At 69.0% G+C, this 23,418-nt stretch carries 21 protein-coding genes, 1 tRNA gene and 1 pseudogene; 9 read left to right on the top strand and 14 right to left on the bottom strand.

Annotated features, from left to right (window positions below; all coding sequences use genetic code 11):
• Nucleotides 1–307 precede the first annotated feature (307 nt).
• Together ACF07V_RS08925 and ACF07V_RS08920 are read right to left on the bottom strand one after the other, a co-directional pair.
• Nucleotides 308–952 (bottom strand): YdcF family protein, encoded by a 645-nt coding sequence (locus ACF07V_RS08925; RefSeq protein ID WP_392152545.1) that lies wholly within the window; start codon nucleotides 950–952, stop codon nucleotides 308–310.
• Nucleotides 949–1,035, bottom strand: a pseudogene (locus tag ACF07V_RS08920) (GntR family transcriptional regulator); the annotation flags it as partial. The pseudogene ACF07V_RS08920 and the gene ACF07V_RS08925, both read right to left, overlap by 4 nt.
• Between ACF07V_RS08920 and ACF07V_RS08915 the strand changes: the two are divergent.
• From ACF07V_RS08915 to ACF07V_RS08900, 4 genes are all read left to right on the top strand, one after another.
• Nucleotides 1,018–1,206 carry a hypothetical protein gene (locus ACF07V_RS08915; RefSeq protein ID WP_392153447.1) on the top strand — a complete coding sequence of 63 codons (189 nt, stop codon included), beginning with the start codon at nucleotides 1,018–1,020 and terminating at the stop codon, nucleotides 1,204–1,206. The pseudogene ACF07V_RS08920 and the gene ACF07V_RS08915 sit on opposite strands and share 18 nt — an antisense overlap.
• A 181-nt stretch (nucleotides 1,207–1,387) precedes the next feature.
• Nucleotides 1,388–1,699, top strand: a complete 312-nt coding sequence (locus ACF07V_RS08910) for a tyrosine-type recombinase/integrase (protein WP_392153414.1) — start codon at nucleotides 1,388–1,390, stop codon at nucleotides 1,697–1,699.
• Nucleotides 1,700–2,715: 1,016 nt separating this feature from the next.
• Nucleotides 2,716–3,864 carry a hypothetical protein gene (locus tag ACF07V_RS08905; RefSeq protein ID WP_392152543.1) on the top strand — a complete coding sequence of 383 codons (1,149 nt, stop codon included), beginning with the start codon at nucleotides 2,716–2,718 and terminating at the stop codon, nucleotides 3,862–3,864.
• A 192-nt stretch (nucleotides 3,865–4,056) separates the two neighbouring features.
• Nucleotides 4,057–4,374, top strand: a complete 318-nt coding sequence (locus tag ACF07V_RS08900) for a tyrosine-type recombinase/integrase (protein WP_392152541.1) — start codon at nucleotides 4,057–4,059, stop codon at nucleotides 4,372–4,374.
• Here ACF07V_RS08900 and ACF07V_RS08895 read toward each other — a convergent pair whose 3' ends face one another.
• Together ACF07V_RS08895 and ACF07V_RS08890 are read right to left on the bottom strand one after the other, a co-directional pair.
• Nucleotides 4,375–5,436 carry an IS630 family transposase gene (locus tag ACF07V_RS08895; protein ID WP_392152539.1) on the bottom strand — a complete coding sequence of 354 codons (1,062 nt, stop codon included), beginning with the start codon at nucleotides 5,434–5,436 and terminating at the stop codon, nucleotides 4,375–4,377. It abuts the gene before it with no gap.
• Nucleotides 5,437–5,681: 245 nt separating this feature from the next.
• A tRNA-Val gene (locus ACF07V_RS08890) sits at nucleotides 5,682–5,756 on the bottom strand.
• A gap of 160 nt (nucleotides 5,757–5,916) precedes the next feature.
• Between ACF07V_RS08890 and ACF07V_RS08885 the strand changes: the two genes are divergently transcribed.
• The 3 genes from ACF07V_RS08885 to ACF07V_RS08875 all read left to right on the top strand — a co-directional run bounded on the left by ACF07V_RS08885 (nucleotide 5,917) and on the right by ACF07V_RS08875 (nucleotide 8,357).
• Nucleotides 5,917–6,678: a DUF4097 family beta strand repeat-containing protein gene (locus tag ACF07V_RS08885; protein WP_392152537.1), complete on the top strand. Its 762-nt coding sequence runs from the start codon at nucleotides 5,917–5,919 to the stop codon at nucleotides 6,676–6,678.
• A 135-nt stretch (nucleotides 6,679–6,813) separates the two neighbouring features.
• Nucleotides 6,814–8,112, top strand: a complete 1,299-nt coding sequence (locus ACF07V_RS08880) for a hypothetical protein (protein WP_392152535.1) — start codon at nucleotides 6,814–6,816, stop codon at nucleotides 8,110–8,112.
• A gap of 32 nt (nucleotides 8,113–8,144) precedes the next feature.
• Entirely contained in the window at nucleotides 8,145–8,357 is a 213-nt protein-coding gene (locus tag ACF07V_RS08875; RefSeq protein WP_392152533.1) for a zinc ribbon domain-containing protein, read from the top strand.
• Here the strand turns inward: ACF07V_RS08875 and ACF07V_RS08870 are convergent.
• Genes ACF07V_RS08870 through ACF07V_RS08860 form a run of 3 tightly spaced genes read right to left on the bottom strand, consistent with a single transcriptional unit; the run spans nucleotide 8,354 to nucleotide 13,449 of the window.
• Entirely contained in the window at nucleotides 8,354–9,202 is an 849-nt protein-coding gene (locus ACF07V_RS08870) for an HAD family hydrolase (RefSeq protein WP_392152531.1), read from the bottom strand. The two genes, ACF07V_RS08875 and ACF07V_RS08870, sit on opposite strands and share 4 nt — an antisense overlap.
• On the bottom strand, nucleotides 9,199–12,102 hold the full coding sequence (locus ACF07V_RS08865) for a phosphoribosyltransferase domain-containing protein (protein ID WP_392152530.1): 2,904 nt from the start codon (nucleotides 12,100–12,102) through the stop codon (nucleotides 9,199–9,201). Before ACF07V_RS08865 ends, ACF07V_RS08870 begins: the two co-directional genes overlap by 4 nt.
• Before the next feature lie 18 nt (nucleotides 12,103–12,120).
• A complete protein-coding gene (locus ACF07V_RS08860) occupies nucleotides 12,121–13,449 on the bottom strand; it encodes an HpcH/HpaI aldolase/citrate lyase family protein (protein WP_392152528.1) in 1,329 nt (442 codons plus the stop codon).
• Nucleotides 13,450–13,626: 177 nt separating this feature from the next.
• On the opposite strand from ACF07V_RS08860, the gene ACF07V_RS08855 reads away from it, so the two are divergent.
• Nucleotides 13,627–14,496, top strand: a complete 870-nt coding sequence (locus ACF07V_RS08855) for a TerD family protein (protein ID WP_392153412.1) — start codon at nucleotides 13,627–13,629, stop codon at nucleotides 14,494–14,496.
• Between the two features lie 127 nt (nucleotides 14,497–14,623).
• On the opposite strand, the gene ACF07V_RS08850 is transcribed toward ACF07V_RS08855, so the two are convergent.
• From ACF07V_RS08850 to ACF07V_RS08820, 7 genes are all read right to left on the bottom strand, one after another.
• Nucleotides 14,624–15,607: an IS481 family transposase gene (locus ACF07V_RS08850; protein ID WP_392152526.1), complete on the bottom strand. Its 984-nt coding sequence runs from the start codon at nucleotides 15,605–15,607 to the stop codon at nucleotides 14,624–14,626.
• A gap of 102 nt (nucleotides 15,608–15,709) precedes the next feature.
• Complete coding sequence (locus ACF07V_RS08845; RefSeq protein WP_392152525.1) at nucleotides 15,710–16,447, bottom strand: Tellurium resistance; 738 nt, start codon at nucleotides 16,445–16,447, stop codon at nucleotides 15,710–15,712.
• Nucleotides 16,448–16,549: 102 nt separating this feature from the next.
• Nucleotides 16,550–17,698 carry a DUF475 domain-containing protein gene (locus ACF07V_RS08840; RefSeq protein ID WP_392152524.1) on the bottom strand — a complete coding sequence of 383 codons (1,149 nt, stop codon included), beginning with the start codon at nucleotides 17,696–17,698 and terminating at the stop codon, nucleotides 16,550–16,552.
• Between the two features lie 29 nt (nucleotides 17,699–17,727).
• Complete coding sequence (locus ACF07V_RS08835; protein ID WP_041129058.1) at nucleotides 17,728–18,303, bottom strand: TerD family protein; 576 nt, start codon at nucleotides 18,301–18,303, stop codon at nucleotides 17,728–17,730.
• Nucleotides 18,304–18,387: 84 nt separating this feature from the next.
• Nucleotides 18,388–18,963 (bottom strand): TerD family protein, encoded by a 576-nt coding sequence (locus ACF07V_RS08830; protein ID WP_030495317.1) that lies wholly within the window; start codon nucleotides 18,961–18,963, stop codon nucleotides 18,388–18,390.
• A 149-nt stretch (nucleotides 18,964–19,112) separates the two neighbouring features.
• Nucleotides 19,113–19,571 (bottom strand): peroxiredoxin, encoded by a 459-nt coding sequence (locus tag ACF07V_RS08825; RefSeq protein WP_392152522.1) that lies wholly within the window; start codon nucleotides 19,569–19,571, stop codon nucleotides 19,113–19,115.
• 130 nt (nucleotides 19,572–19,701) lie between these two features.
• Complete coding sequence (locus tag ACF07V_RS08820; RefSeq protein ID WP_392152520.1) at nucleotides 19,702–20,124, bottom strand: DUF3052 domain-containing protein; 423 nt, start codon at nucleotides 20,122–20,124, stop codon at nucleotides 19,702–19,704.
• A 450-nt stretch (nucleotides 20,125–20,574) separates the two neighbouring features.
• On the opposite strand from ACF07V_RS08820, the gene aceE reads away from it, so the two are divergent.
• Nucleotides 20,575–23,307: a pyruvate dehydrogenase (acetyl-transferring), homodimeric type gene (gene aceE / locus ACF07V_RS08815; protein ID WP_392152518.1), complete on the top strand. Its 2,733-nt coding sequence runs from the start codon at nucleotides 20,575–20,577 to the stop codon at nucleotides 23,305–23,307.
• The last annotated feature ends 111 nt before the right edge of the window (nucleotides 23,308–23,418 follow it).

The raw sequence follows: 23,418 nt of genomic DNA, 5'->3' as shown, positions 1-23,418 counted from the left end.
AGTCGACGGGAATGGAGCCCACGCTGCTGCAAGTCATAGGTCGGCACCTGTGTAAGAGGTGTTTCCGTCCCGGAGTAGGAGCCTTTCTGTCGGGAAATTGTCTGGACTCCCACTCGCGTACTGCCTACTCGTATGTGGGTTCATGACCCATCAGCCCGAGCTGTCATTTGGTGAGGCCGGTGGACAGGCGACAAGGAGGATGAGATGGGTGCGCCGTGTGCGTTGATGAGGCGGGGAGACCCTAATTGCACGGCGCCTCAGGGCGGGTGGCCGGTCCACCTGGGTACATGCTCGGCGGCGAAGGACGTTAGATGAGACGACTTGTGAAGCCCTGGGCGCACAGACGTTGATAGGAGGTTGCTACAAGGGTTGGGATCTCCTGTTGGCACATGAAGCCGTGTTCGGGAAAGATCAGCAGGCGTTGCTGGGCCCCCACCAGCATGTCTAGGACGAGCCTGGGATCCCCAATCTGTTCGATGTACTCCGCGAAGGGCATCGGAGCGGACGCGCTCACAATGTCGATCCCCTGCCAAAGTTTGCGGGCTGTCGCGTAGGCCCGCCGCTCCTCGTACGGCTTGCTGACCAGGAGCACGGAGGCGACTTCGATGCCGCGATCCGTGAGCAAGTCGCGCGAGAAGCGGATGTTCTCTCCGGTGTTCCGCGCGTTCGGTTCGACGAGGATCGCGGAGACCGGCACCCCCAGCTCCAGCGCCCGATCCCTGTAGTGCTCTGCCTCCCCACGGGGCATCCGGTCGGCGGTCGTGCGGCTCGTGGCGCCAGTGAAGACGATGAGGGGGAACATGCCGCGGTGGTAGAGGTCGGCAGTTACGTCAGCCACGCCCAGGTCGTGACTGCCCAGGCCGATCCCGACCGAGCAGGGCTTCGGCTCGTGGTTCATCTTCTGGAAGTCCCAGAGGACTTGGGCGTCGGCCCATGCCTGCTCGGAAATCACTGCGCCGCCTCCTGTGCTGAGTCCGGGACCTTGAAGTCGTACGACCAGGCGAATCGCGTCGCCGCGTGGACCCCGACCGCGAACCGCGCAAGTACCGGATCGGCACCTGGGCCGTCGCCGCCGTGGCGGCCGCGGTGAACTTCTGGTATGGCCTGGAGGCCTACGCCGCCCACCCGTGGGTCGCCTTCGTCCTCGGCTCGAGCTCGCTGTTCGCGATCTACATCCGGGGAGCTCGCCGCGCTTCAGCGCCATGACGTCGACCTCGACCGGCGAACCGTCTCCGTACGGCGTTCCCTGGCCGAGACCCATACCGACGGCATTCTGATCAAGACGCCCAAGAGCGTGGCCGGTGTGCGTACCGTCGCCTTCCCGGCCTCGCTGGCGGAGAGCCTGGCCACTCATCTCGCCGTCTAGGCCGAGCCGGGTCGGACCGGGCTGGTCTTCACCGGAGCCCGCGGTGGGCAGCTGCGTCGGAACAACTTCCGCCGGCTGTGGCTGCGGGCCCTGAAGAACACCGGCCTCCGCGACGTCCACTTTCACGATCTGCGCCACACCGGGAACACCCTCGCCGCGACCGGCGGCGCCACCACGCGTGAGCTGATGCAGCGGATGGGGCACTCGTCGGTACGGGCCGCCCTGATCTATCAGCACCTGGTGAACGGGCGTGACCACGCCATCACCGCCCACGTCGACGAGCAGATCAAGAAGGTCCGGCCGGACGGGCCCGGCGACGCATCTGGCACGTAACTGGCAAGACCCTCCTCCCCGACTTCACGGCCAGGGAACGGACAAGGCCCAGGTTCCCGGTTCAGTACCGGTGACCTGGGCCTTCGTCGTGCTACCTACTGGTGGGCACCGACAGTTTCAAACCGCCGACATCTGCCTTGTGAGTTCGCCCAATCCTGTACTCAGCTTCGCCATCCCGCTCAGCTCCCGGAACAGCTTCAGCCTGAGAGCGGCACCGGTGACGTCAACGTAGTCCGACGTTGCTGTCCGAGTCTGCTGGCGGGGCGTGATCGGCCAACAGACCTAGTCTGCCACCTAGCACCTCGTCTGGTAGTCGAGCTCGAGGCCGGGTGGCCTCACATTACAGGTCCTACCGGCGACCGAAGAACGAGGACACTCTCGCCCTGGCGAGTTCGGTGCGTCCGACTCACCCTGTACGGCAACGTGTGCCGATGTTGCCATACAGGGATCACCATGCCCCTGAACCGTTGGTCCAGACCTGAGCCGTCTCAGACGCTACGCACGGACAGCGGTCACCAAGGCAGCAACCGCCCCGATCAGCGTCGCAACAGGCGTGAGCACGATCAGAAGACGGCTCACCCATCGAGGGCTGTCCGCGTTAGGCTCATGCCCTGGAGGGGGTTGGCGTTCCATTTGCTTCTTTCTCCAATCTGAACGAGCCAGCAAGGTCCACTGCCAGCAGTCTCGTTTCGGCTAGGCCCTGCTCCCACCGTCCCGTGAGTGAGCGGGGCTTCTCTTTGCGCTCAATGCAACCTGTCCGCAGCGCCAGTCACGAACACGGCGGCCGAATCCGGTAACTTCCGGACAGCATCAGCCCAGTTGACTTACGCTCAGCCAGCAGTGTCCGGACGACTCCGGACACTGCCGGACGGGTACGGACGAGCTCGTCCGCGACCGGGAATCAGGAGACTTCAGTGGACCTAGCGAGTCAGCTCCGGGACCTCAGGGCACGCGCTGGCAACCCTTCCTATCGAAACCTGGACCGCCTGATTGAGCGCCAAAGACGGAGACAGAAGATGGCGAGGTCCACGATTCAAGAGAAGCTCACAGGCAAGAGCCCTCTGAATCTTCTGCAAATATTGATGATCGTGGATGCATTAGCCGAGTACGCCCAGAACAACGAAACCCCCTTACCAAAGCATGAGATTAACCCTCAAACATGGCAGGACAGAATAGCGGCAGCATCACGAGCGAATCCCCCTTCACCCAAAGGGGAATCAGCAGAATCGAAGGAAGTGTCCACCCAAGGAATCGAATGGAATATTCAACAATTGCGTCAAGCGCAAATGGAGGACCTAGTAAATACAATCCTCGAACATCGATCAAATCCAGTTGCCGAGTGGCTACCACGCGTCTTGCGGGAGATGACGCAGGCGCAAATGTCAATGACAGACTTCCTGCGGAGGGCAGCAGAAGACTCTCCCCAAGGGATAGTCGGCACCATAAAGGCCTTGGATCGCGAATTCCCGTACGACAGTGATCATACCGATAATAACGGATGGGGATCCGGAAGAAGCTATCAGAATCTTGAAACAGTCGGACTGCTGCTTAATTACACCGCAATACGGCATGGGAGTACTGCGGCGCCGGCCATCGTTGTGGGCCTCAGGAGGGCCAATCTCACCTTTTACGTAGAAGAGTTTTTGAAGAGGGTGGGGACCTGGCACCTCCCCAAGGAAATCGAGAAGTCTGTTGACCACCTTCGGGTGGCGGGGCTCGGCAAAGATGTGGACGTCGTACTACAAGCGGCCGCAGAGCGAAAATCTGATCGCATCTACGAAGTTGTGGTGCACTTTCAAAAAATAGAACGCCCGGGGGATGCACGGGTAATTCTTCAAGCAATCGGAGCACTCAGGGAGTATTCCATGCATGCCGCGATCAAGGACTTCATGAAGCGCGACGCCCCCGAAGAGATGCTTACTGAAATCGCTAGAGGGGTTCCGTATGAAGATTACGAGGACCTCATAGAGAAATTCACAGTATGGGGATTGGATTTTCCGCTCTCTAGCGGGATGGGTACAGTCTTCAGGCGTCACACAGAACTGTGTGCCGAAGGGGGCTGGGCGCAACCGAAGTCGTCTAGTGAGCAGCTCTCAACGCCGATGGCGTGTGTGCTACGCAGCCTGCTGGCACGTTCCACCTCCGGCCGCAGTGTGCGACCCTGATGGCAATACACGTTCCCGGAAGGAGTTCCGTGCCCGAGGCCAGCCCGCGCGGGACCTATCTGCTCGTCGCAGACGCGCTGCGGCAGAACATCAAAAGGACGTGACGGAAAAATGCTGCCGCCTGAGGCGGCTCTAATGCGTGCGCACGATGGGCCCCGCAACACAATCCGGCGTGCACTCAAGACGCTGGAGGTGCCCAAGAGCGCGGCCGGTGTGCGGACCGTCGCCTTCCCGGCTTCCCTGGCGGAGAGCCTGGCCACTCACCTCGCCGTTTACACCGAGCCGGGTCGGACCGGGCTGGTCTTCACCGGAGCCCGCGGTGGGCAGCTGCGTCGGAACAACTTCCGCCGGCTGTGGCTGCGGGCTCTGAAGGACACCGGCCTCCGCGACGTCCATTTCCACGATCTGCGCCATACGGGGAACACCCTCGCCGCGACCGGCGGCGCCACGACGCGTGAGCTGATGCAGCGGATGGGGCACTCGTCGGTGCGGGCCGCGCTGATCTATTGATCAGAAACTCATGGGGTTCTCGTCGAGGACGTAGCGGACGCGTGGGCCGCCGAAGTAGCCGCGGACGATGTGCGGCTGACGCTGACGTCGCCGGAAGAAGCGGCGGGTCTCCGCGGCGAGTTCGGCCTGGTTCCGGGCCCGGTGCTGCTTGGGCAGGCTGTGCTTGAGGTCCGCGTTGACCAGCTCGTCGGGGTTCAGCTCGGGTGAGTACGGCGGCAGGAAGTGCAGTTCGACGTCATCGGGGTAGGCGGCGAGCCAGTCGCGGACCTTCTTGGAGCGATGGGCGGAGTGCCCGTCGACCACGAGGTGGACCTTGTGGTCGAAGTGGCCGGCGAGCCGGTCCAGGAAGCGGCACATCACCTCGGCGGTGAAGCTCTCGGTGAAGACCATGAAGTGCATCCGGCCCTTGGTGCTGATCGCTGACATCGCGTTCACCGAGAACCGGTTCCCGCTCCGCCGCACCACAGGGGTCTCCCCCTTCTCGCCCCAGGTCCGGCCGGTGACCTGGTCCGAGCGGATCCCTACCTGGTCGGCGAAGAGGATCTCCCCGCCGTCTCTCCTCGTCTTCGCGCGGATCTCCGGCCAGGTCTCCTGATGCCAGCGCCTGACAGCATCCGGGTCCTGCTCGACGGCCCGCTTGTCGGGGCGCTGGAAGGACAGCCCCCACCGTTTCAGGTACTTGCCCACCCCCACCTCGGTCAGCCGCACCCGGTACAGCTTCGCGATCAGCTCGCCCGCCAGACGCCGCGTCCACAACTGCCCGGAAAGCCCCACGTCACAGGGCCGGTGATCCAGGACCGCCTGCCGCACCGCGGCCTGCTCGGCCTCCCCGAGCACCTGATGCACCCCGACCGGCTTGCCACGCGGACGCATGACCAGTGCTTCCCGCCCGCCGGCCTGCCACTTCACCCACCACCCGTCGACAGCCTTCAGCGACACCCCGAAAAACGCCGCCACGTCCTCACGGTCCCGCCCCGCCACCAACGCGGCCACCGCCCGCAACCGCAAGGCCTCCTGCGCCGACGGCGACAGATGCCGCGCGTCCCCCACCAGATCGCTCACACACCACCAACGACCCAGAACCCAAACCGTTTCGGATCAATATCAGCACCTGGTGAACGGGCGTGACCACGCCATCGCCGCCCACGTCGACGAGCAGATCAAGAAAGTCCGGCCGGGCGAGTCCGGCGACGCTTCTGGCACGTGACTGGCACGGTGCCCCTCCCTCGCCTTCCCGCCCAGAGAACGAACAAGGCCCAGGCTCCCGGTTCAGTACCGGTGACCTGGGCCTTTGTCGTGCTACCTACTGGTGGGCGCGGACGGTTTCGAACCGCCGACATCTGCTTTGTAAGAGCAGCGCTCTACCCCTGAGCTACGCACCCGTGGAAGAGGCAACAGCCTACATGGCCCAGGGGTGGGTGCTGCAAACGGATGGCCGGTCGGGGGGTAGCCCCACCCTTGGGACGGTGGGTCTCCTGATCGTGACCGGGGGTAGTGACGTCTTAGCGTCGGGGGGTCGTCTCGTCTGGGGGAAGGATCGTCATGGCCGTAGGTCGCCCGTTCCGTGTGCTGCTCGCTTCCGGGGTCTCCGTGTTCGTGCTCGCCGGGTGTGGGGCGGTCGCCGATGCCGAGGGGGCGCCGGTGGAGCGGAGGACGTTCGCGTTCGACGGGGACGCGCTCACCGTCGACGCGGACGACTCCGATCTGGTGATCACTCCCGCCGACGTCGACGGCGTGCTGGTGGAGCGGCAGGTCGACGGGTGGGTGGTCATGGGGTCCGGACCCGAGGCGAGCTGGAAGCTGGTGGACGGGCGGCTCACGTTGCGGGTGGATTGTGATGCCATGGCGGCGAGCTGTTCGGCCGTGCACCGGATCCAGGTGCCCCGCGGGGTCGCCGTCACCGTCGCGGTCCGTGACGGGGACGTCGCCGCCGAGGGCTTCAGCACTCCCCTCACGGTGCGGTCCGGCGACGGGGACGTCGCGGTGCGCAAGGCCAGTGGGGCTCTCGATCTCGGGAGTCAGGACGGGGACGTGAGCGTCGAGGACTCCGTCCGTTCTCCTTCCGTCGCCGTCCGGTCCGACGACGGGGACGTACGGATCGCCCTCGCCGCCGCCCCCCGTGACGTCGACGTCGCCACCAAGGACGGTGACGTCGACGTGGCCGTGCCGAAGGCCGAGTACGAGGCGACCGGCGCCAGCGACGACGGTGACGTCCGGGTCGATGTGCCCCTCCGTGGCGGCAGCGGGCACGTCGTGAAGCTGCGCAGCGACGACGGGGATGTCACGGTCCGCACAGTGAACTGACCGGGCCGTGTGTTCGTCCTTACCGGGTGGGAGAATGAACCGGACCGGGCACGGCGGACACAGCACGGGGAGAAGTACGTGGCGGCGAGTGACGTGAGGGGTACTTCGGCGCCCAGGCATACCTCCGCGTTCCGTTTGGCTTTCGCGCTTCCCCTGCTCGTGGGCGCGCTGCTGCCGCAGGCCTTCGCCGGCGGCGGGACCCGCCGCTGGTTCGGCGGGCGCGGGGAGGGGCAGCGGGCCGAGGCCCAGGCCGCCAAGGACGCCGCCGCTGCCGCCTTCTACGAGCTCGACACCGCCCAGCGCGGGCTCCGCATCTCCATCGAGACGATCACCGCCGTCGACAGTTCCCCCGAGGCGCGTCGCGCCGTCGAGGGGTTCGAGGCGCTCGGCCGGCGGATCGACGAGGTCAGTCACAGCTACATCGGTGCCGTCGATGCTCACGATCTCGATCGGGACGAGTTGGATGCCGGCAGTGCGTCGCGCGCCCGTGCCGATCTCACCCGTGCCAAGGAGGAGCTCGACCGCGTCAAGGGCGAGTTGGACCGCTTCGAGGAAGGGCTCGCCCCGCTCCTCGGGCGCGCCGAGACCCAGCTCGCCCGTCTCGCCCCCGCAGTCGAGCGCGCCCGGCAGGCCTTGCGGGGTGCGAGCGGTGCCCTGGACGCCGTACGGGAGAGTGGGCTGCGTGCCGATGACCTCGCCGTGCGCCTCGCTCGCCTCGGGCCCGAGCTGACTCTCCTCAACGAGGGCGCCGGCCGGCACGGCGTCCCCGAGACGCTGCAGCGTGCCGACCGGGTGCTGCGGGACGCCGAGGCCGTACGGGCCGAGGCCGAGCGGCTGCCCGAGCGGGCCGCCGAGATCGACAAGCGGCTGGTGTCGCTCCGTACCCGCACCGAGGCGCTCACCACCCGCGCCGGCGGCGTCGAGCCCGTCCTCTCCGAGCTGCGGCGGCGGTACTCCGCCGCCTGCTGGCAGGACCTCCAGCACGTGCCCGAGCAGGCCGTCGTGACCCTCCGGCAGGCCGAGGAGCGGCTCGCCGAGGCCGGAAAGGCGCGGGCCGAGCAGCGCTGGCCCGACGCCACCTCCCTGCTGTCCACCGTCCGCGCGCTGCTCGACTCCACCGACGAGGCCGTCTCGGCCGCCGGGGAGCGGCTCCGCCGCCTGGACGCCGTCGCGAAGGACCCGAAGGCGGAGATCGACCGCACCCGGTTCGCGGTACGGGACGCCCAGCGGCTCGCCATGGCCGGGCGGAACACGCCCGACCCGCGCCACGCCCGGCCCCTCGACGACGCCGTCTCCCGCCTCGACCGGGCGGTCGACGGTCTTGAGGGCCGCCACCCCGACTACTGGCACTTCCTGACCGAGCTGGAGGCCGTCCGCGCCTCGGCCGCCCGTGTCGTCGGCCTGATCCGGGACGAGCGGGGCGCCGCGCACTGATGCCCGGCACGCCCCGCCGTTAGCCTGGTCCCATGCCTCGTTACGAATACCGCTGCCGCACCTGTGGCGACACCTTCGAGCTCAGCCGCCCCATGGCCGAGTCCTCCGCTCCCGCCGCCTGCCCCGCCGGGCACGACGACACCGTGAAGCTGCTCTCCGCCGTCGCCGTCGGCGGAAGCGCGACCGCCGCCCCCGCTCAAGGCGGTGGCGGCGGCGGTTGCTGTGGTGGGGGCTGCTGCGGCTAGCCCTCCGCGGCGGCTCTGAAGCGGCGCAGGATCTCCTCCCCCGCCGCGACCCCGCGCTCCGCGAGGACGTCGAGGTGGGGGGCCGTCCAGTCGCTGTCGGCCAGTTCGCCGTGGCCCGGGCGCCAGGCCCGGTCCGCGGCGAGCAGCAGGTCGGCGTCGAGGAGCGAGTCCCCCGCCGCCAGGGTGAGCGTCGCGCCGGTGCGGCGGGCGACCTCGCGGACCGCCGCGCTCTTGGTGAGCGGCTTCGGTACGGCGTACACCTTGCGGCCCTGGAGCGAGACGGTCCAGCCGCGGTCCCCCGCCCAGGCGCCGAAACGGTCCAGCCAGTCCTCGGGGAGCCGCTCCCGCTCGACGACGAGGTACGCGAAGAGGTCCTCGGCCACCCGGTGCTTGCGCACCCAGGACAGGTCCGTGGTGGCGGTGAGGTACGCGCGGATCTCCGAGAGCGGCGCGCATTCGTCGGCGAGCCTGCGGACGACGGACTCGTGCCAGTCGCGGTCCGAGACGCCGTCGACGAGGATGTGCCCGCCGTTGGCGCAGATCGCGTACGCCGGTGCGGTGCCCGGGAGCTGGATGCGCTGGTACTGCTTGCGCGTCCGCGTGGTGGTGGGCACGAAGACGGTCTCGGCGGTCAGCCGCGCGAGGAGGTCCGCCGCGTCCTCGGTCATGTACGAGAGCGGCTTGGACTCGTGGACCTCGACGCAGAGCAGCCGGGGCGCCTGGGCGTCCGGCATGCCGAGGGCGAGGGCCGCGGTCGAGTAGATGAGCGTGCGGTCGAGGTCGCTCGCGACCAGGGTCTTCGTACGCGTGCTGTTACCTGTACTCGTGGTCGTGGTCGTGGTCACTGGGACACCACCGCCTTTCCGTCGGCGCCTGTCGCGCCCCTCGTGTACTGAGGGTGGATCAGGCCCACGCAGCTGTAGGGGAGTTCGTCGACCACCTCGACCGGTACCCCGCGCTGCTCGGCGAGCAGCCGGACGTGCGCGAGCTCCGCGTCGGCGCCCCGCTTGGCGAGGATCTTCCAGGGCACGCGGCGCAGCAGCACGCGCGTGGTCTCCCCCACGCCCGGCTTGACCAGGTTGACGTCGTGGATGCCGTACTCCTCGCTGATCCTCTCGACGGCCGCCCAGCCCTCCCAGGTGGGGGTGCGGTCGGTGGCCAGGAGCTCCTTGACGTCCGTGTCGACGGTCGCGGCGACCTCGTCGAAGCGCGCGGCGACGGCGTCCAGGAAGGCCACCGAGACATCGGCCTCCGCCAGCTCCCGGTAGAACTTGGCGCCGTGGAAGTCGTCCGGTCCGACCAGGTCGGACCGGAGGACCGTACGCGATATCAGGCCGGAGACCGTGGAGTTGAGGCACGCGGAGGGGATGAGGAAGTCCTCGCGGGTGCCGTAGGTGCGGACGCAGGAGCCGGGGTCGGCGAGGACCGCGATCTCCGGGTCGAAGCCCTCGAACTCCTTCACCGCTTCCGCGAGTTCGCGGGTGATGGCGCCCTTCCCCGTCCAGCCGTCGACGAACACGACGTCGGCCGGGTCGTGGTGGGCGGCGAGCCAGCGCAGCGCGTTGGCGTCGATGCCTCGGCCGCGCACGATGGAGACGGCGTAGTGCGGGAGGTCCAGGCCGTGGCGGGCCTTCGCCCAGCGGCGCATGAGGACGCCGACGGGGGTGCCGGCCCGGGCGAGGGACACCAGGACGGGGCGGGCGGAACGCTCGGCGAGGACGGTCTCGGTGACCGTGCCGACCGCGCGGGCCATGCGGGCGGCGGAGCTCTCCAGGGCCGCGTGGAAGAGCTCCTGGTAGCGCTCGCTGGGCTGGTACTCGACGGGGAGCGACTCGGCGTAGTGGGCGCCGCCGCTCTGGATGGCCTCCTCGCGCTCCTCGGTGGGGGCTTCGAGTTCGACGTCCGAGAGGTCCTGGAGCAGCCAGCCGACCTCTTCGGGGGCGTACGAGGAGAAGGCGGGGCCGCGGAGGGGCTCGGGCAGCATGGAGCTCCTTTCGGGAGCTTCGGTGGCTTCGGTGACGCGGACCGTGGGTGTGCGGGACGGGATGTGGGACGGCACGTAGGACGGGATGTAGGACGGGATCACCGCGAGCACGACGCGCGGGATGTGCGCGGCGAGCTGCGCGAGCAGGCCGTCCGGGGCGTGCAGGGCCGGGGTGTCGGCGGCGGAGTCGACGACGAGGACGACGGCGTCGAAGCCCGCGCCCGCGACGTTGTAGGCGTAGCGCTCGCCGGGTCCGTCGGCGGGGTCGTCGTGGGCGGGGAAGACGAGCCGGGTGCGTATCGCGTAGCCGGGGTCGTCGACGGCGAGGACGGGCGAGCGGGTGGTGGTGGAGTAGCGGACGTCGTGGCCGGCGTCCTCCAGGGCGGTGCCGAGGCGCAGCGGTGCGTACATCAGCTCCTCGAAGCCGAGGACGAGGACGCGGGGCCCTGCGGGCGGCGCGGCGGGGGCGGCCAGCGGCTCCCGGGTCTGCCCGGGAGTGCCGAGCCGCTCCACGGGGGCCGGCCGCACCGGAGCGGGGAGCGCCTCGGCGATCGCGTCCGCCATCGCGGGCAGGGCCGCCTCCAGGCGCTCCCGGTGGCCGGCCGTGAAGCCGTGCCGCCCGCCGTCGGGCAGCCCGCCGGGCCAGCCGACCTCCACCCGCACGGGCACCTCGCCCGGCGCGCACGGGGCCGGCACGGGGGCCGGGCCCTGCGCCCCCTCCCGTACGGAACCGGGCGCCGCGTCTCGTACCGGACCAGGCGCCGTGTCCGGTACGAGACCGGGCGCCGCTTCCGGTACGGAACCGGACGCCGCGTCCGACGCGAGGCCGGGCGCCCCCTCCCGTACAGAACCACGCGCCGCGTCCCGTACGGGACCAGGCGCCGTGTCCGAGACGAGACCGGGCGCCGATTCCGGTACGGAACCGGGCGCCGCATCTCGTATCGGACCAGGCGCCTCGTCCGATACGAGGCCGGGCGCCGTGTCCGATGCGGAACCGGGCGCCCCCTCCCGTACCGAACCAGGCGCCGTATCCCGTACGGAACCAACCCCCGCCCCGAACGCCCTCTCCTGTTCCGCCACCAGCGCCTGGCCCTTCTCCAGGACACCGGCCGGGAGGCGGACCGTGCCCGCTGCGCCGGCGATCAGGTCGACGCGGGCGCCGATCTCCGTCGCGAAGGCGTCCAGGCGGCCGAGGTCGGCCGCCGAGCGCATGTCGACGAGGGCCACCACCACGTACCGCCCGCGCGGGTAGCGCTCGTGCAGGGCGCGGATGGTGTTGAGGACCGTGTTCCCGGTGGAGAACTCGTCGTCGACGAGGACGAGGGGGCCGTCGCCGGCGAGGAGCTTCGGGTCCTCGGGGAGCAGGAGGTGCGAGGTGGCGTGGGAGTGGGACTCCTCGAAGCCGCCCGCGCGGGCGACGCCGGCGACCGGGCGGCGGGTGGAGTGGAGGTACGGGGCGAGGCCGAGGCCGTCGGCGACGGCGTGCCCGAGGGCGGTGGCCGTCTCCGCGTACCCGAGGACGACGGACCGGGCGGCCTCCTCGTCGCCGAGGAGCTGGCGCACCCGCCGGCCGAGCGCGAGGCCGGAGGCGTACACGACGGAGGGGCGCTGCGGCACGTGCTTGCCGAGGACGCTGGAGACCAGCAGGTGCGCGCGCTTGGGGTTGCGACGCAGTGCGAGGCCCAACAGGGCCGGCAGCTCCTCGTCGCCGATCAGTTCGACGCCCAGTCGCTCCGCGACCCACGTTCCGGTCCACACCACGTCGTCGACGTCCCTTCGTCAGCCGGCCAGGCCGGCGGTGAGCAGATCCACGAAGCCGACGTCCTCCTTGGCGACGCCGAAGACCTCGGCGCGCAGGAGGGTGCGCTCGGCCCACGCGCGATGCGGCTTCACTTCGTTCATCTTGTTCGTGTAGGCGGAGCGGAGGACTCCGCCGCCGTCCCGCTCGGGCCGCAGGATGTCCTGGGCGTCGCTCCACTCCTCGTGGCTGACGACGGAGAGGGCGTGCACCGGCACCACGTGGGTGGGGTGGATGCAGGTCTTGCCGAGCAGGCCGTTGGCCCGGTCGAGTTCGATCTCGCGGAGCAGGCCGTCGAGGTCGTGCTCGATGAGGGCGGTGCGCAGGTCCTCGGCGCGGCCTTCGAGGAAGGGGCTGCGGCGCAGCTGTGGCTTGAACATGCGCTCGCCGGGGCGGAAGTACTCCCAGACGGGTCCGGTGACGGTGAAGCCGGTGCCGTCGGAGCGACCGAGGACGTTGACGACGTCGGCGATGACGTTCGCGACGATCTTGATGTCGTAGGCCGTCATGTCGGGCGAGCGGCGCAGCCCGTAGGCGGAGCAGAAGTCGGTGACGCCGAGGCGGAGGGCGAGGACGCGGTCTCGGTACTTGTCGGTGATCGAGGCGATCCCGGCGAGGGTCTCGGCCCGGGTCTCCAGGTGGAGGAGCTCGGGGGACTCGAGGACCGGCATGGCGAAGAGGCGCCTGCCGCTCGTCCGCTCGGCCTGGGTGAGCGCTTCGAGGAAGGCGTGGCCGCGGCTCTCGGTGAACTTGGGCAGTACGAATCCGGACAGCAGGCGGACCGAGGCGCCGAGGCGGTCGACGAGGTCCGTGATCTGGTGCGGTTCGCGGACCCGGATGAAGAGCAGGGGGAGGTCCGTGGCGGTGTCGGCGTCCGTCACGGTCCCGGCTGCGGGCTCCGCGGGGTCCGAGGGGTCTGCGGGCTCCGCGGGGTCCGAGGGGTCTGCGGGCTCCGCGGGGTCTGTGGGGTCCACGGAGCGTCGCGGCCTGGTGGCGGGGTCCGCGGAGTGTCGCGGCCTCGTCGTGGGGTCCGCTGCGAGGTCGGCGAAGTGCCGGACGAGGTTGGCCTCGCCCGCCTCGACCTCGGCGTCGCTGATGGAGTCCTCCAGGCAGAGGACCATGGAGACCACTCCGCGCCCGGCCTGTTTGCGTACGGCGTCGGCGAGCCGGGGCCTGGTGGCCGGGCTGTAGAGCGTGGCGCCCAGGGCCACGGCGAGCGTGCGGGCGGGCGAATCGGCCGTGAACTCGACCGGCTCGCGGTGGAACAGCCCGGCCCGCACCGCGGACGGGATGTGCCCGAAATGACGCATGTAAATCCCCCGCCTGGCCCTCCGGGCCCTGATGACATGTGGCCGGTAATAGTACGTAGGTACGGGTGTCCTTAGTTCCCTCCCCGCATGAAATTCAGGTAACTCGTCAGCATCCGTCACCCTGTCCCCGTATCGGTACCTCCCCCGCGTTGTCCGCAGGTCGGGCGGGAGGGCAGGATTGCCGTCATGACGCACGCGATGCTGAAGGGCTCCAACGTCCCTCTCGACACCGCGGCCGTACGGGCCGTGCTCCGCTGGACCCCGGGCCCCGGGGTCCCCGACGTGGACGCCTCCGCCCTGCTCCTCGGGCCGTCCGGCCGCGTGCGGTCCGACGAGGACTTCGTCTTCTACAACCAGCCGCGCCACCCCTCGGGCCTGGTGCGGCGGCTGCCGAAGAAGCGGGTCGCCGAGGGTCTGACGGACACCGTGGAGGCCGATCTGGCCGGGCTCGACGTCTCGGTCGACCGGGTGGTGATCGCGGCCTCCTCCGACGGCGGCACCTTCCGCTCGGTCTCCGACCTGCGGATCCTGCTGTACGACGCGGTGGGCGGTTCGGAGCACGAGCCGCTGGCGCTGTTCGACGTGACGGCGGAGACCGGCGAGGAGACGGCGGTCATCTGCGGCGAGCTGTACCGGCGCGGGGACGGCTGGAAGTTCCGCGCGGTGGGCCAGGGCTACCCGACGGGCCTCGTGGGCCTCGCCACGGACTTCGGCATCTCGGTCGACGAGGACGCCGTGCAGGAGGCCGCGCAGGGAGCCGCGCAGGGGACCACGCAGGACACCGTTCAGGGCGCCCCTCAGGACCCCCGGGGCCCGGCCGGTTCGCACGACCCCGATCTCGATCTGACCGTGGTCCACACCCCCGTACCGCCGCAGCCGACGTTGCCGCCCATGCCGGACGGGGCGCCCTCCTACGGCTACCCGCAGCAGCCGGTGAACACCCCGGCCCCCGCGTACGGCTACCCCCAGCCGGTGACCGCCCCCGAGCAGAACCCGGCCCCGGAGTTCCGCATGCCGCCGATGGGCCCCCAGTTCGTCCGCTCCTGAGGCCGGGCGCAGCGGCCCCGGAGCAGAGGCCCGGCGGAGAGGCCCGGCGCGGAGGCCCGGCGCAGAGGCGGGGCACGGAGGCGGGGCATGGAGACGCGGCCGGGCCGGGGCCGGGGGCGTCAGAGGGCTAGGTGTATTGACCTGCAGCGTTGTTGACGCGGCTGATGGGCGGGTGTCCGTCGAGTGCGGTGTGGCAGCGGTGGTGGTTGTAGGTGTGGAGGAAGTCTGCCAGGGCTTCGGTTCGCTCGGTGTTCGAGGTGTAGGGCCGTAGGTAGGCCCATTCGTCGAGGAGGGTGCGGTTGAAGCGTTCGACCTTGCCGTTGGTCTGCGGGCGGTAGGGCCGGATCTTCTTATGGGCGATGCCGGCCGCGGTGAGGCTCTGGGTGAACAGCTTCGACTTGTAGCAGGCGCCGTTGTCGGTCAGGACGCGTTCGACGGTGATGGCGTGGGCGGCGAAGAAGGCGTTCGCGCGTTGCCAGAAGGCGATGGCGGTGTGCTGGCGCTCGTCGGGCAGGACTTCGCTGTAGGCGAGGCGGGAGTGGTCGTCGACGGCTGAGTGGATGTAGCTGTAGCCGATCACCGGCGTGCAGCTCTTGCGCTCGGTGGTGGTGGCCTGGCGGTTACGGTCGCCGGCCGTCCTGCCGACGGTTCGCCATCCGCCGCCGTCGGGGATGTTGCCGAGCTTCTTGATGTCGACGTGGACCAGTTCTCCAGGCCTGGCCCGTTCGTAGCGGCGGATCGGCTCGCCGGTGGGCCGGTCGAGCCAGGCCAGCCGGTTCAGACCGTGCCGGACCAGGATCTGGTACACGGTCGAGGCGGGAAGGCCCAGGATCGGGCCGATCCGGGCCGGGCCGAGCTTGCGCTCGGTCCGCAGTCGGCAGACGCGGGCTTCGACGGCGGCGGACGTGCGGTGCGGGGTCGTACCCGGCCGGCTGGAACGGTCGGCAAGACCCGCCTCGCCCTCGGTCCGCCAGCGGCGGACCCATTTGTGGGCCGTGGGCCGGGATATGCCCATCTCCGCGGCCACGTGCGCGACCGGGCGGCCCGCCAGGACGCGTTCGACCAGGATCCGCCTGCCGTGAACGGTCAGCCGGGCATTACGGTGGGACACGAAGACCTCCGTGTGCGGTGAAGCCTAGACACCTCCACCACACCGGAGGTCTTCGCCATGATCAAGACCCGGCACCGTTAACAACGCTCGTGATCAATACAGCTAGGCCTTGGTCTTGTAGCCGCGCCCCCACTGGAGTCCCCAGCCGTACAGCCGGTCCAGTTCGGCCTGGAAGCCGTACACGAACCGCACCTCGCGGCGGACGGTCAGCTGGCCCTTGACGTTCTCCATGGAGAAGACCGCACAGGAACGGGCCTGCGGGGCGCGCTCGTCGAGCTCGATCTCGATCCGGGGGCCGTTGCTCGGGTAGAGCGTGACCTTGGCGTGCGTACGGTCGAAGGCCGGCGTCTGGTCGTAGATGTACGCGAAGAACAGCAGGCGCTTGATCTCGTCCCGGTGGTCCAGGTTGACGAAGATCGTCTCCCCGGACGAGCCGCCGAAGCGGTCGTCGCCGCTCAGCTTCACGTACGGGGCGGCGTTGAGGTCGCCGAAGAAGCCGCCGAGCGGCTGCACGACCCCCTTGCTGCCGTCGGTGAGCTCGTAGAGACAGCCCAGGTCGAGGTCGACGTTGACCATGCCCTGGGTGTGGGCCTGGACGACCTCGGGCTTGAAGAACTGGGCGGGGTTCCGCAGCAGCCGTCCGCTCTGGCGTGAGCGGCCCTCGATGTCGGAGGTCCGCATCCGCCAGGAGAGGTTCACCCGCAGGTTGCCGGTGGCTGCGCCCTGCTGGGTGAGCGAGACGGTCGGGCGCCGTTTCGTCAGGTCGATCGCGTTCGAGGCGGCGCTGCCCGAGTCGAACTGCGCCGCCCTGCCCGGAAACAGGTTGTCCCAGAAGGCCATGTCGCCTTCACCCCCACTGGTCGTCAACACCGCGCACATGCCTGCGGGGCGGCCGGATGCACCGGCCGCCCCGCAGGGAAGCATTCCTCGCTGCCGAGGGTGTCACACCCCGGACGGGACCTCGGTCTTGTCGCCCGAGGAGCCGGAGCCGCCCTCGGCCGCCGCGAGTCGCTGGTTGCGGCGGACGGAGGACCAGAAGGACCATCCGATGAGCGCGACGCCGATGCCGCCGGTGACGATCTCGGGGATCTCGTACTGGATGGTGATCATGAGGACCACGGCCAGGGCGCCGATCGCGTAGTGGGCGCCGTGCTCCAGGTAGACGTAGTCGTCGAGGGTGCCCTGGCGGACCAGGTAGACCGTCAGCGAACGGACGTACATGGCGCCGACGCCCAGGCCGAGCGCCATCAGGACGATGTCGTTGGTGATGGCGAAGGCGCCGATGACACCGTCGAAGGAGAAGGAGGCGTCGAGGACCTCCAGGTAGAGGAACATGAAGAACGCGGCCTTGCCGGCGAGCTGGACCACGGAGACCTTCTTGCCCGTGCGCTTGGCCTCCTCCTCGGCCTCGTGCTCGGCCTCTTCCTCCTCCTCCAGCTTGTTCTCGAAGTAGCCGGAGAGACCGCCGACGACGAGGTACGTGATGAGACCGGCGATGCCGGAGATCAGCACCGTCTGCGCCTTGTCGACGTGCGCGCCGCCGTGCTGGTGGGCGTGGGTCGCGAAGGTCATCGAGGTGATGAGCAGGACGACGAGCGCGATGCAGACCGACAGCATGTCGACCTTGCCGAGCTTGGCCAGCGGGCGCTCGATCCAGCGCAGCCACTGGATGTCACGGTCCTCGAAGATGAAGTCGAGGAAGATCATCAGCAGGAACATGCCACCGAAGGCGGCGATCGACGGGTGCGCGTCGGTCACCAGCTCCTGGTACCGGTCGGCGTCGTTCAGTGCGAGATCGACGGCTTCGATGGGGCCGATCTTCGCGCTGATCGCGACGATCACGACGGGGAAGACGAGGCGCATGCCGAAGACGGCGATGATGACACCGATCGTGAGGAAGATCTTCTGCCAGAAGGCATTCATCTTCTTCAGGATTCCGGCATTGACCACCGCGTTGTCGAACGACAGGGAGATCTCGAGGACGCAGAGGATCGCGACGATCCCGAACGCCTCCCACCCCCCGTAGAGCACCGCCACGGCCAGGCCGATCACAGTGATCGCGAACGACCAGCCGAAGGTTTTCAGAATCACTGTCTACCCCATCGTGAAATTACATGGCTTTACGAAACGTTGACCCCGAAGTCTAGAGCGATGCCCCGGAGCCCGGACGCGTACCCCTGTCCCACCGCCCTGAACTTCCATTCGCCGTTGTAGCGGTAGAGCTCGCCGAAGATCATCGCGGTCTCCGTGGAGGCGTCCTCCGAGAGGTCGTACCGGGCGAGTTCCTGGCCGTCCAGCTGGTTCACGACGCGGATGAACGCATTGCTGACCTGGCCGAAGCTCTGGCCGCGGTTGTCGGCGTCATGGATCGACACCGGGAAGACGATCTTGTCGCAGTGGGCCGGCACCTTGGTGAGGTCCACGATGAGGGACTCGTCGTCCCCGTCACCCTCGCCGGTGAGGTTGTCGCCGGTGTGTTCGACGGAGCCCTCGGGGCTGCGGAGCTGGTTGTAGAAGACGAAGTACTCGTCCCCGAGCACCCGCCCGGCCTGGCACAGCAGCGCGCTGGCGTCGAGGTCGAAGGGGGCTCCGGTGGTGGAGCGCGCGTCCCAGCCGAGCCCCACGAGGACCTGGGTGAGGTTGGGTGCGGCCTTGGAGAGGGAGACATTGCCTCCCTTGGCGAGCGTGACGCCCATGATTCGGTTCCTCCCCGGTGGTGATGAGGCACGTCCGGCGCCGCACGGGAGGTGCGGCGCCGGACGGTTCGTTCGGTGCTCGGCTCAGACGTTGACGCCGAAGTCCTGCGCGATGCCGCGCAGACCCGAGGCGTAGCCCTGGCCGACGGCGCGGAACTTCCACTCCGCACCGTGGCGGTACAGCTCGCCGAAGACCATCGCGGTCTCGGTCGAGGCGTCCTCGGAGAGGTCGTACCGGGCGATCTCGGCGCCGCCGGCCTGGTTCACGACGCGGATGAACGCGTTGCGCACCTGGCCGAAGGACTGCTGGCGGTTCTCGGCGTCGTAGATCGAGACCGGGAAGACGATCTTGGCCACGTCGGCCGGCACGCCGGCCAGGTTGACCTTGACCTGCTCGTCGTCGCCCTCGCCCTCGCCGGTGAGGTTGTCACCGGTGTGCTCGACGGAACCGTCGGCGCTCTTCAGGTTGTTGAAGAAGACGAAGTCCTGGTCGTTGCGCACCTTGCCGGCCTCGCTCACCAGGATGGCGCTGGCGTCGAGGTCGAAGTCCGTACCGGTGGTGGTGCGGACGTCCCAGCCCAGACCGACGGTCACGGCGGTGAGGCCAGGGGCCTCCTTGGTCAGCGAGACGTTGCCGCCCTTGCTGAGGCTGACTCCCACGAGTCCCTCCATAGGTTTCCAGGGGCAGCGCCCCCAGTCGTGCGTTGGCATCGGATCAACGTCTGGATCCTAGTGACGGGTTCCCGGTCGAAACAGTCGATTCGCCCGGTGAATCCGTGGGTGTCGGGACCCGGCGGGTCCCGGGGCGCTCAGAGCGCCTTGAGGGCCTCGATGTAGTCCCCGGCGTCACGGGCGTCCGACAGGGCGTTCACGACGGTCCAGCGGACGACGCCCTCCTTGTCGATGACGAAGGTGCCGCGGACCGCGCAGCCCTTCTCCTCGTCGAAGACGCCGTAGGCCCGGGAGGCCTCGCCGTGCGGCCAGAAGTCGGAGAGCAGCGGGAACTCCAGCTCCTCCTGGTCGCCGAAGACGCGGAGGGTGTGGATGGAGTCGGCGGAGACGGCGAGGAGCTGGGTGTCGTCGTTGACGAACGCCGGGAGGTTGTCGCGGAGCTCGCGCAGTTCACCGGTGCAGACGCCGGTGAAGGCGAAGGGGTAGAAGAGCAGCACCACGTTCTTCTCGCCGCGGAAGCCGGAGAGCCGCACGGTCCGGCCGTGGTTGTCCTTGAGCTCGAATTCCGGGGCCTTGGTGCCGACCTCGATCGCCATCGCGTACGCGTCCCTTTCGACGGGTCCCGGGGCTTGGGCCGTATCGGTGAACCCGGGTGGCTCCCACCCTACGGCCTGCGCACGAAAGCCCCCGCCGGCGGACCGGCGGGGGCTTCTCGCAGCGTGGTGATCAGCGCTTGGGGGCGGCCAGGCGGGTGCCCGTCCAGTCCTTGGCGACGCTGATGCTCTTGGTCTGGGAGAGACCCGCTGTCTGCGCGGCATCCTGGATGTCGGACGGCTCGATGTAGCCGTCACGGCCGGTCTTCGGGGTCAGCAGCCAGATGTTGCCGCCGTCCTCCAGAAGACCGATGGCGTCCACCAGGGCGTCGGTGAGATCGCCGTCCTCGTCCCGGAACCACAGCACGACGACGTCGGCGACGTCGTCGTAGTCCTCGTCCACGAGGTCGGCCCCGATGATGGACTCGATGCCTTCACGGAGATCCTGGTCGACGTCTTCGTCGTAGCCGATCTCCTGGACCACCTGTCCGGGCTCGAACCCCAGCCTCGCTGCCGGGTTGGTCCGCTCCTCCGCGTGGTCCGCGGTCGCGCTCACGGCTTGCCTCCTGCTCATTCGGAAAATCTTGTGGGCCGCGCGTATGCGCGCGGCGCTGGCCGTAGTCCACACGTGCCGGGGCGGATCGCGCAAGTACCCGGCCGCCGAGACCGCCGAAACGGTGACGTTTGGGGCCGTCTCGCCGCAACTTCCGGCATCGTCGGACCCTCCTCCGCGATCGGGCACACATCGTTCGTCCCGGTTTGCTGGCTTCTGCGGTTTCAGTCTGCCGAACGCCCGGACGAAACGCATGCGCGGGTTGGGCGTAAGGTTGCGATTTGACCGCACAGAACAGCCGGATCGACCGCACTGGACATCTGGAGGGCAGGGCGAGGCACCCCCCGGGGGTTACCCCTCGGTAAATGTGACGTCTGGCGTCGGCGGGGTACACGATGGACATCCCGACCAGCCCGTGGCCCCGTGGGCACCACCGAACAGCGAAGGAAGAGCGTGGCTCCCGGATCCGATCGCAACCCGATCATCATTGGCGGCCTTCCCAGCCAGGTCCCGGATTTCGACCCGGAAGAGACCCAGGAATGGCTCGACTCCCTCGACGCCGCTGTCGACGAGCGGGGCCGTGAGCGGGCCCGCTACCTCATGCTCCGCCTGATCGAGCGGGCCCGCGAGAAGCGCGTGGCCGTGCCCGAGATGCGCAGCTCGGACTACGTCAACACCATCGCCACCAAGGACGAGCCGTTCTTCCCCGGCAACGAGGAGATCGAGCGCAAGGTCCTCAACGCCACCCGGTGGAACGCGGCCGTGATGGTCTCGCGCGCCCAGCGCCCGGGCATCGGCGTCGGCGGTCACATCGCGACCTTCGCCTCCTCGGCCTCCCTGTACGACGTCGGCTTCAACCACTTCTTCCGGGGCAAGGACGAGGGCGACGGCGGCGACCAGATCTTCTTCCAGGGGCACGCCTCCCCCGGCATCTACGCCCGCGCGTACCTCCTCGACCGGCTGAACGCGACGCAGCTCGACGCCTTCCGCCAGGAGAAGTCGAAGTTCCCGAACGGCCTTTCCTCGTACCCGCATCCGCGGCTGATGCCGGACTTCTGGGAGTTCCCGACCGTGTCGATGGGCCTGGGCCCGCTCGGCGCGATCTACCAGGCGCGGATGAACCGGTACATGGAGGCGCGCGGCATCGCCGACACCTCCCGGTCGCACGTCTGGGCGTTCCTCGGCGACGGCGAGATGGACGAGGTCGAGTCGCTCGGCCAGCTCTCCATCGCCGCCCGTGAGGGTCTGGACAACCTGACCTTCGTCGTCAACTGCAACCTCCAGCGGCTCGACGGCCCGGTCCGCGGCAACGGCAAGATCATCCAGGAGCTGGAGTCGATCTTCCGGGGCAACGGCTGGAACGTCATCAAGCTCATCTGGGACCGCTCCTGGGACCCGCTGCTCGCGCAGGACCGCGACGGCATCCTGGTCAACAAGCTGAACACCACCCCGGACGGCCAGTTCCAGACGTACGCCACGGAGACCGGCGGCTACATCCGCGACCACTTCTTCGGCGACGACCACCGGCTGCGGGCCATGGTCGAGGGCATGTCGGACCAGCAGGTCCTGCACCTGGGCCGCGGCGGTCACGACCACAAGAAGATCTACGCGGCCTACGCGGCGGCGAAGGCCCACGCCGGGCAGCCGACCGTGATCCTCGCGCAGACCGTCAAGGGCTGGACGCTCGGCCCGAACTTCGAGGGCCGCAACGCGACCCACCAGATGAAGAAGCTGACGGTCGACGACCTCAAGCGCTTCCGTGACCGGCTGCACATCCCGGTGACCGACCGGCAGCTGGAGGAGGGCCTCCCGCCGTACTACCACCCCGGCCGGGACTCCGAGGAGATCCAGTACATGCACGACCGCCGCAAGGCGCTGGGCGGGTACGTCCCGACCCGGGTCGTGCGGGCGAAGCCGCTGGTCCTCCCCGACGACAAGGCCTACGCGGCCGCCAAGAAGGGCTCGGGGCAGCAGTCGATCGCCACCACCATGGCCTTCGTCCGCATCCTGAAGGACCTCATGCGGGACAAGGAGATCGGCAAGCGCTTCGTGCTGATCGCCCCCGACGAGTACCGCACCTTCGGCATGGACGCGTTCTTCCCGAGCGCCAAGATCTACAACCCGCTGGGCCAGCAGTACGAGGCGGTGGACCGTGAACTCCTCCTCGCCTACAAGGAGTCGCCGACCGGCCAGATGCTGCACGACGGCATCTCGGAGGCCGGCTGCACGGCCTCGCTGATCGCCGCCGGTTCGGCGTACGCCACGCACGGCGAGCCGCTGATCCCGGTGTACGTCTTCTACTCGATGTTCGGCTTCCAGCGGACCGGCGACCAGTTCTGGCAGATGTCCGACCAGCTGGCGCGCGGCTTCGTGCTCGGTGCCACCGCCGGCCGGACGACGCTGACCGGTGAGGGCCTCCAGCACGCGGACGGCCACTCGCACCTCCTGGCCTCGACCAACCCGGCCTGCATCGCCTACGACCCGGCGTTCGGCTTCGAGATCGCGCACATCGTCAAGGACGGTCTGCGCCGCATGTACGGCCCCGAGGCCGAGGACGTCTTCTACTACCTGACCGTCTACAACGAGCCGATCCAGCACCCGGCCGAGCCGGAGAACGTGGACGTGGACGGCATCCTCCAGGGCATCCACCGCCTCAAGCCCGGCGAGGCGGGCACGATCCCGGCGCAGATCATGGCCTCCGGTGTCGCCGTGCCGTGGGCGATCGAGGCGCAGCGGATCCTCGCCGAGGAGTGGAACGTCAAGGCCGACGTCTGGTCCGCGACCTCCTGGACCGAGCTGCGCCGCGAGGCCGTGGCCGTCGAGGAGCACAACCTGCTCCACCCGGACGAGGAGCAGCGCGTCCCGTACGTGACCCGCAAGCTCCAGGGCGCCCAGGGCCCGTTCGTCGCGGTCTCGGACTGGATGCGCACCGTGCCGGACCAGATCTCCCGCTGGGTGCCCGGCTCGTACACCTCGCTGGGCGCGGACGGCTTCGGCTTCGCGGACACGCGCGGCGCGGCCCGTCGGTACTTCCACATCGACGCGCAGTCGATCGTGCTGGCGGTGCTGACCGAGCTCGCCCGCGAGGGCAAGGTCGAGCGCTCGGCCCTGAAGCAGGCCGTGGACCGCTACCAGCTCCTCGACGTGGCGGCCGCCGACCCGGGCGCGGCGGGCGGCGACGCCTGACGGCGCTCGGTCCGTCGGGCGGTCGTTTCGCGCGGTCGTTCGCTTCGGGCGGTCGTTCGTTTCGGCTGGTCGTTCGTTTCGGGCGGTCGTTCGTTTCGGCTGGTGAGGGCG

The sequence above is a fragment of the Streptomyces sp. NPDC015661 genome (genome assembly GCF_043077765.1).
Lineage (GTDB): Bacteria > Actinomycetota > Actinomycetes > Streptomycetales > Streptomycetaceae > Streptomyces.
This window is presented reverse-complemented; position numbering and strand designations above follow the sequence as displayed.

Bases quoted from the DNA above. Each gene is read 5' to 3' on its own strand.
- ACF07V_RS08905 (WP_392152543.1), top strand. From the start codon at position 2,716: ATGGCGAGGTCCACGATTCAAGAGAAGCTCACAGGCAAGAGCCCTCTG.
- ACF07V_RS08885 (WP_392152537.1), top strand. From the start codon at position 5,917: ATGGCCGTAGGTCGCCCGTTCCGTGTGCTGCTCGCTTCCGGGGTCTCC.
- ACF07V_RS08875 (WP_392152533.1), top strand. From the start codon at position 8,145: ATGCCTCGTTACGAATACCGCTGCCGCACCTGTGGCGACACCTTCGAG.
- ACF07V_RS08860 (WP_392152528.1), bottom strand. From the start codon at position 13,449: ATGCGTCATTTCGGGCACATCCCGTCCGCGGTGCGGGCCGGGCTGTTC.
- ACF07V_RS08845 (WP_392152525.1), bottom strand. From the start codon at position 16,447: ATGGCCTTCTGGGACAACCTGTTTCCGGGCAGGGCGGCGCAGTTCGAC.
- ACF07V_RS08835 (WP_041129058.1), bottom strand. From the start codon at position 18,303: ATGGGCGTCACGCTCGCCAAGGGAGGCAATGTCTCCCTCTCCAAGGCC.
- ACF07V_RS08825 (WP_392152522.1), bottom strand. From the start codon at position 19,571: ATGGCGATCGAGGTCGGCACCAAGGCCCCGGAATTCGAGCTCAAGGAC.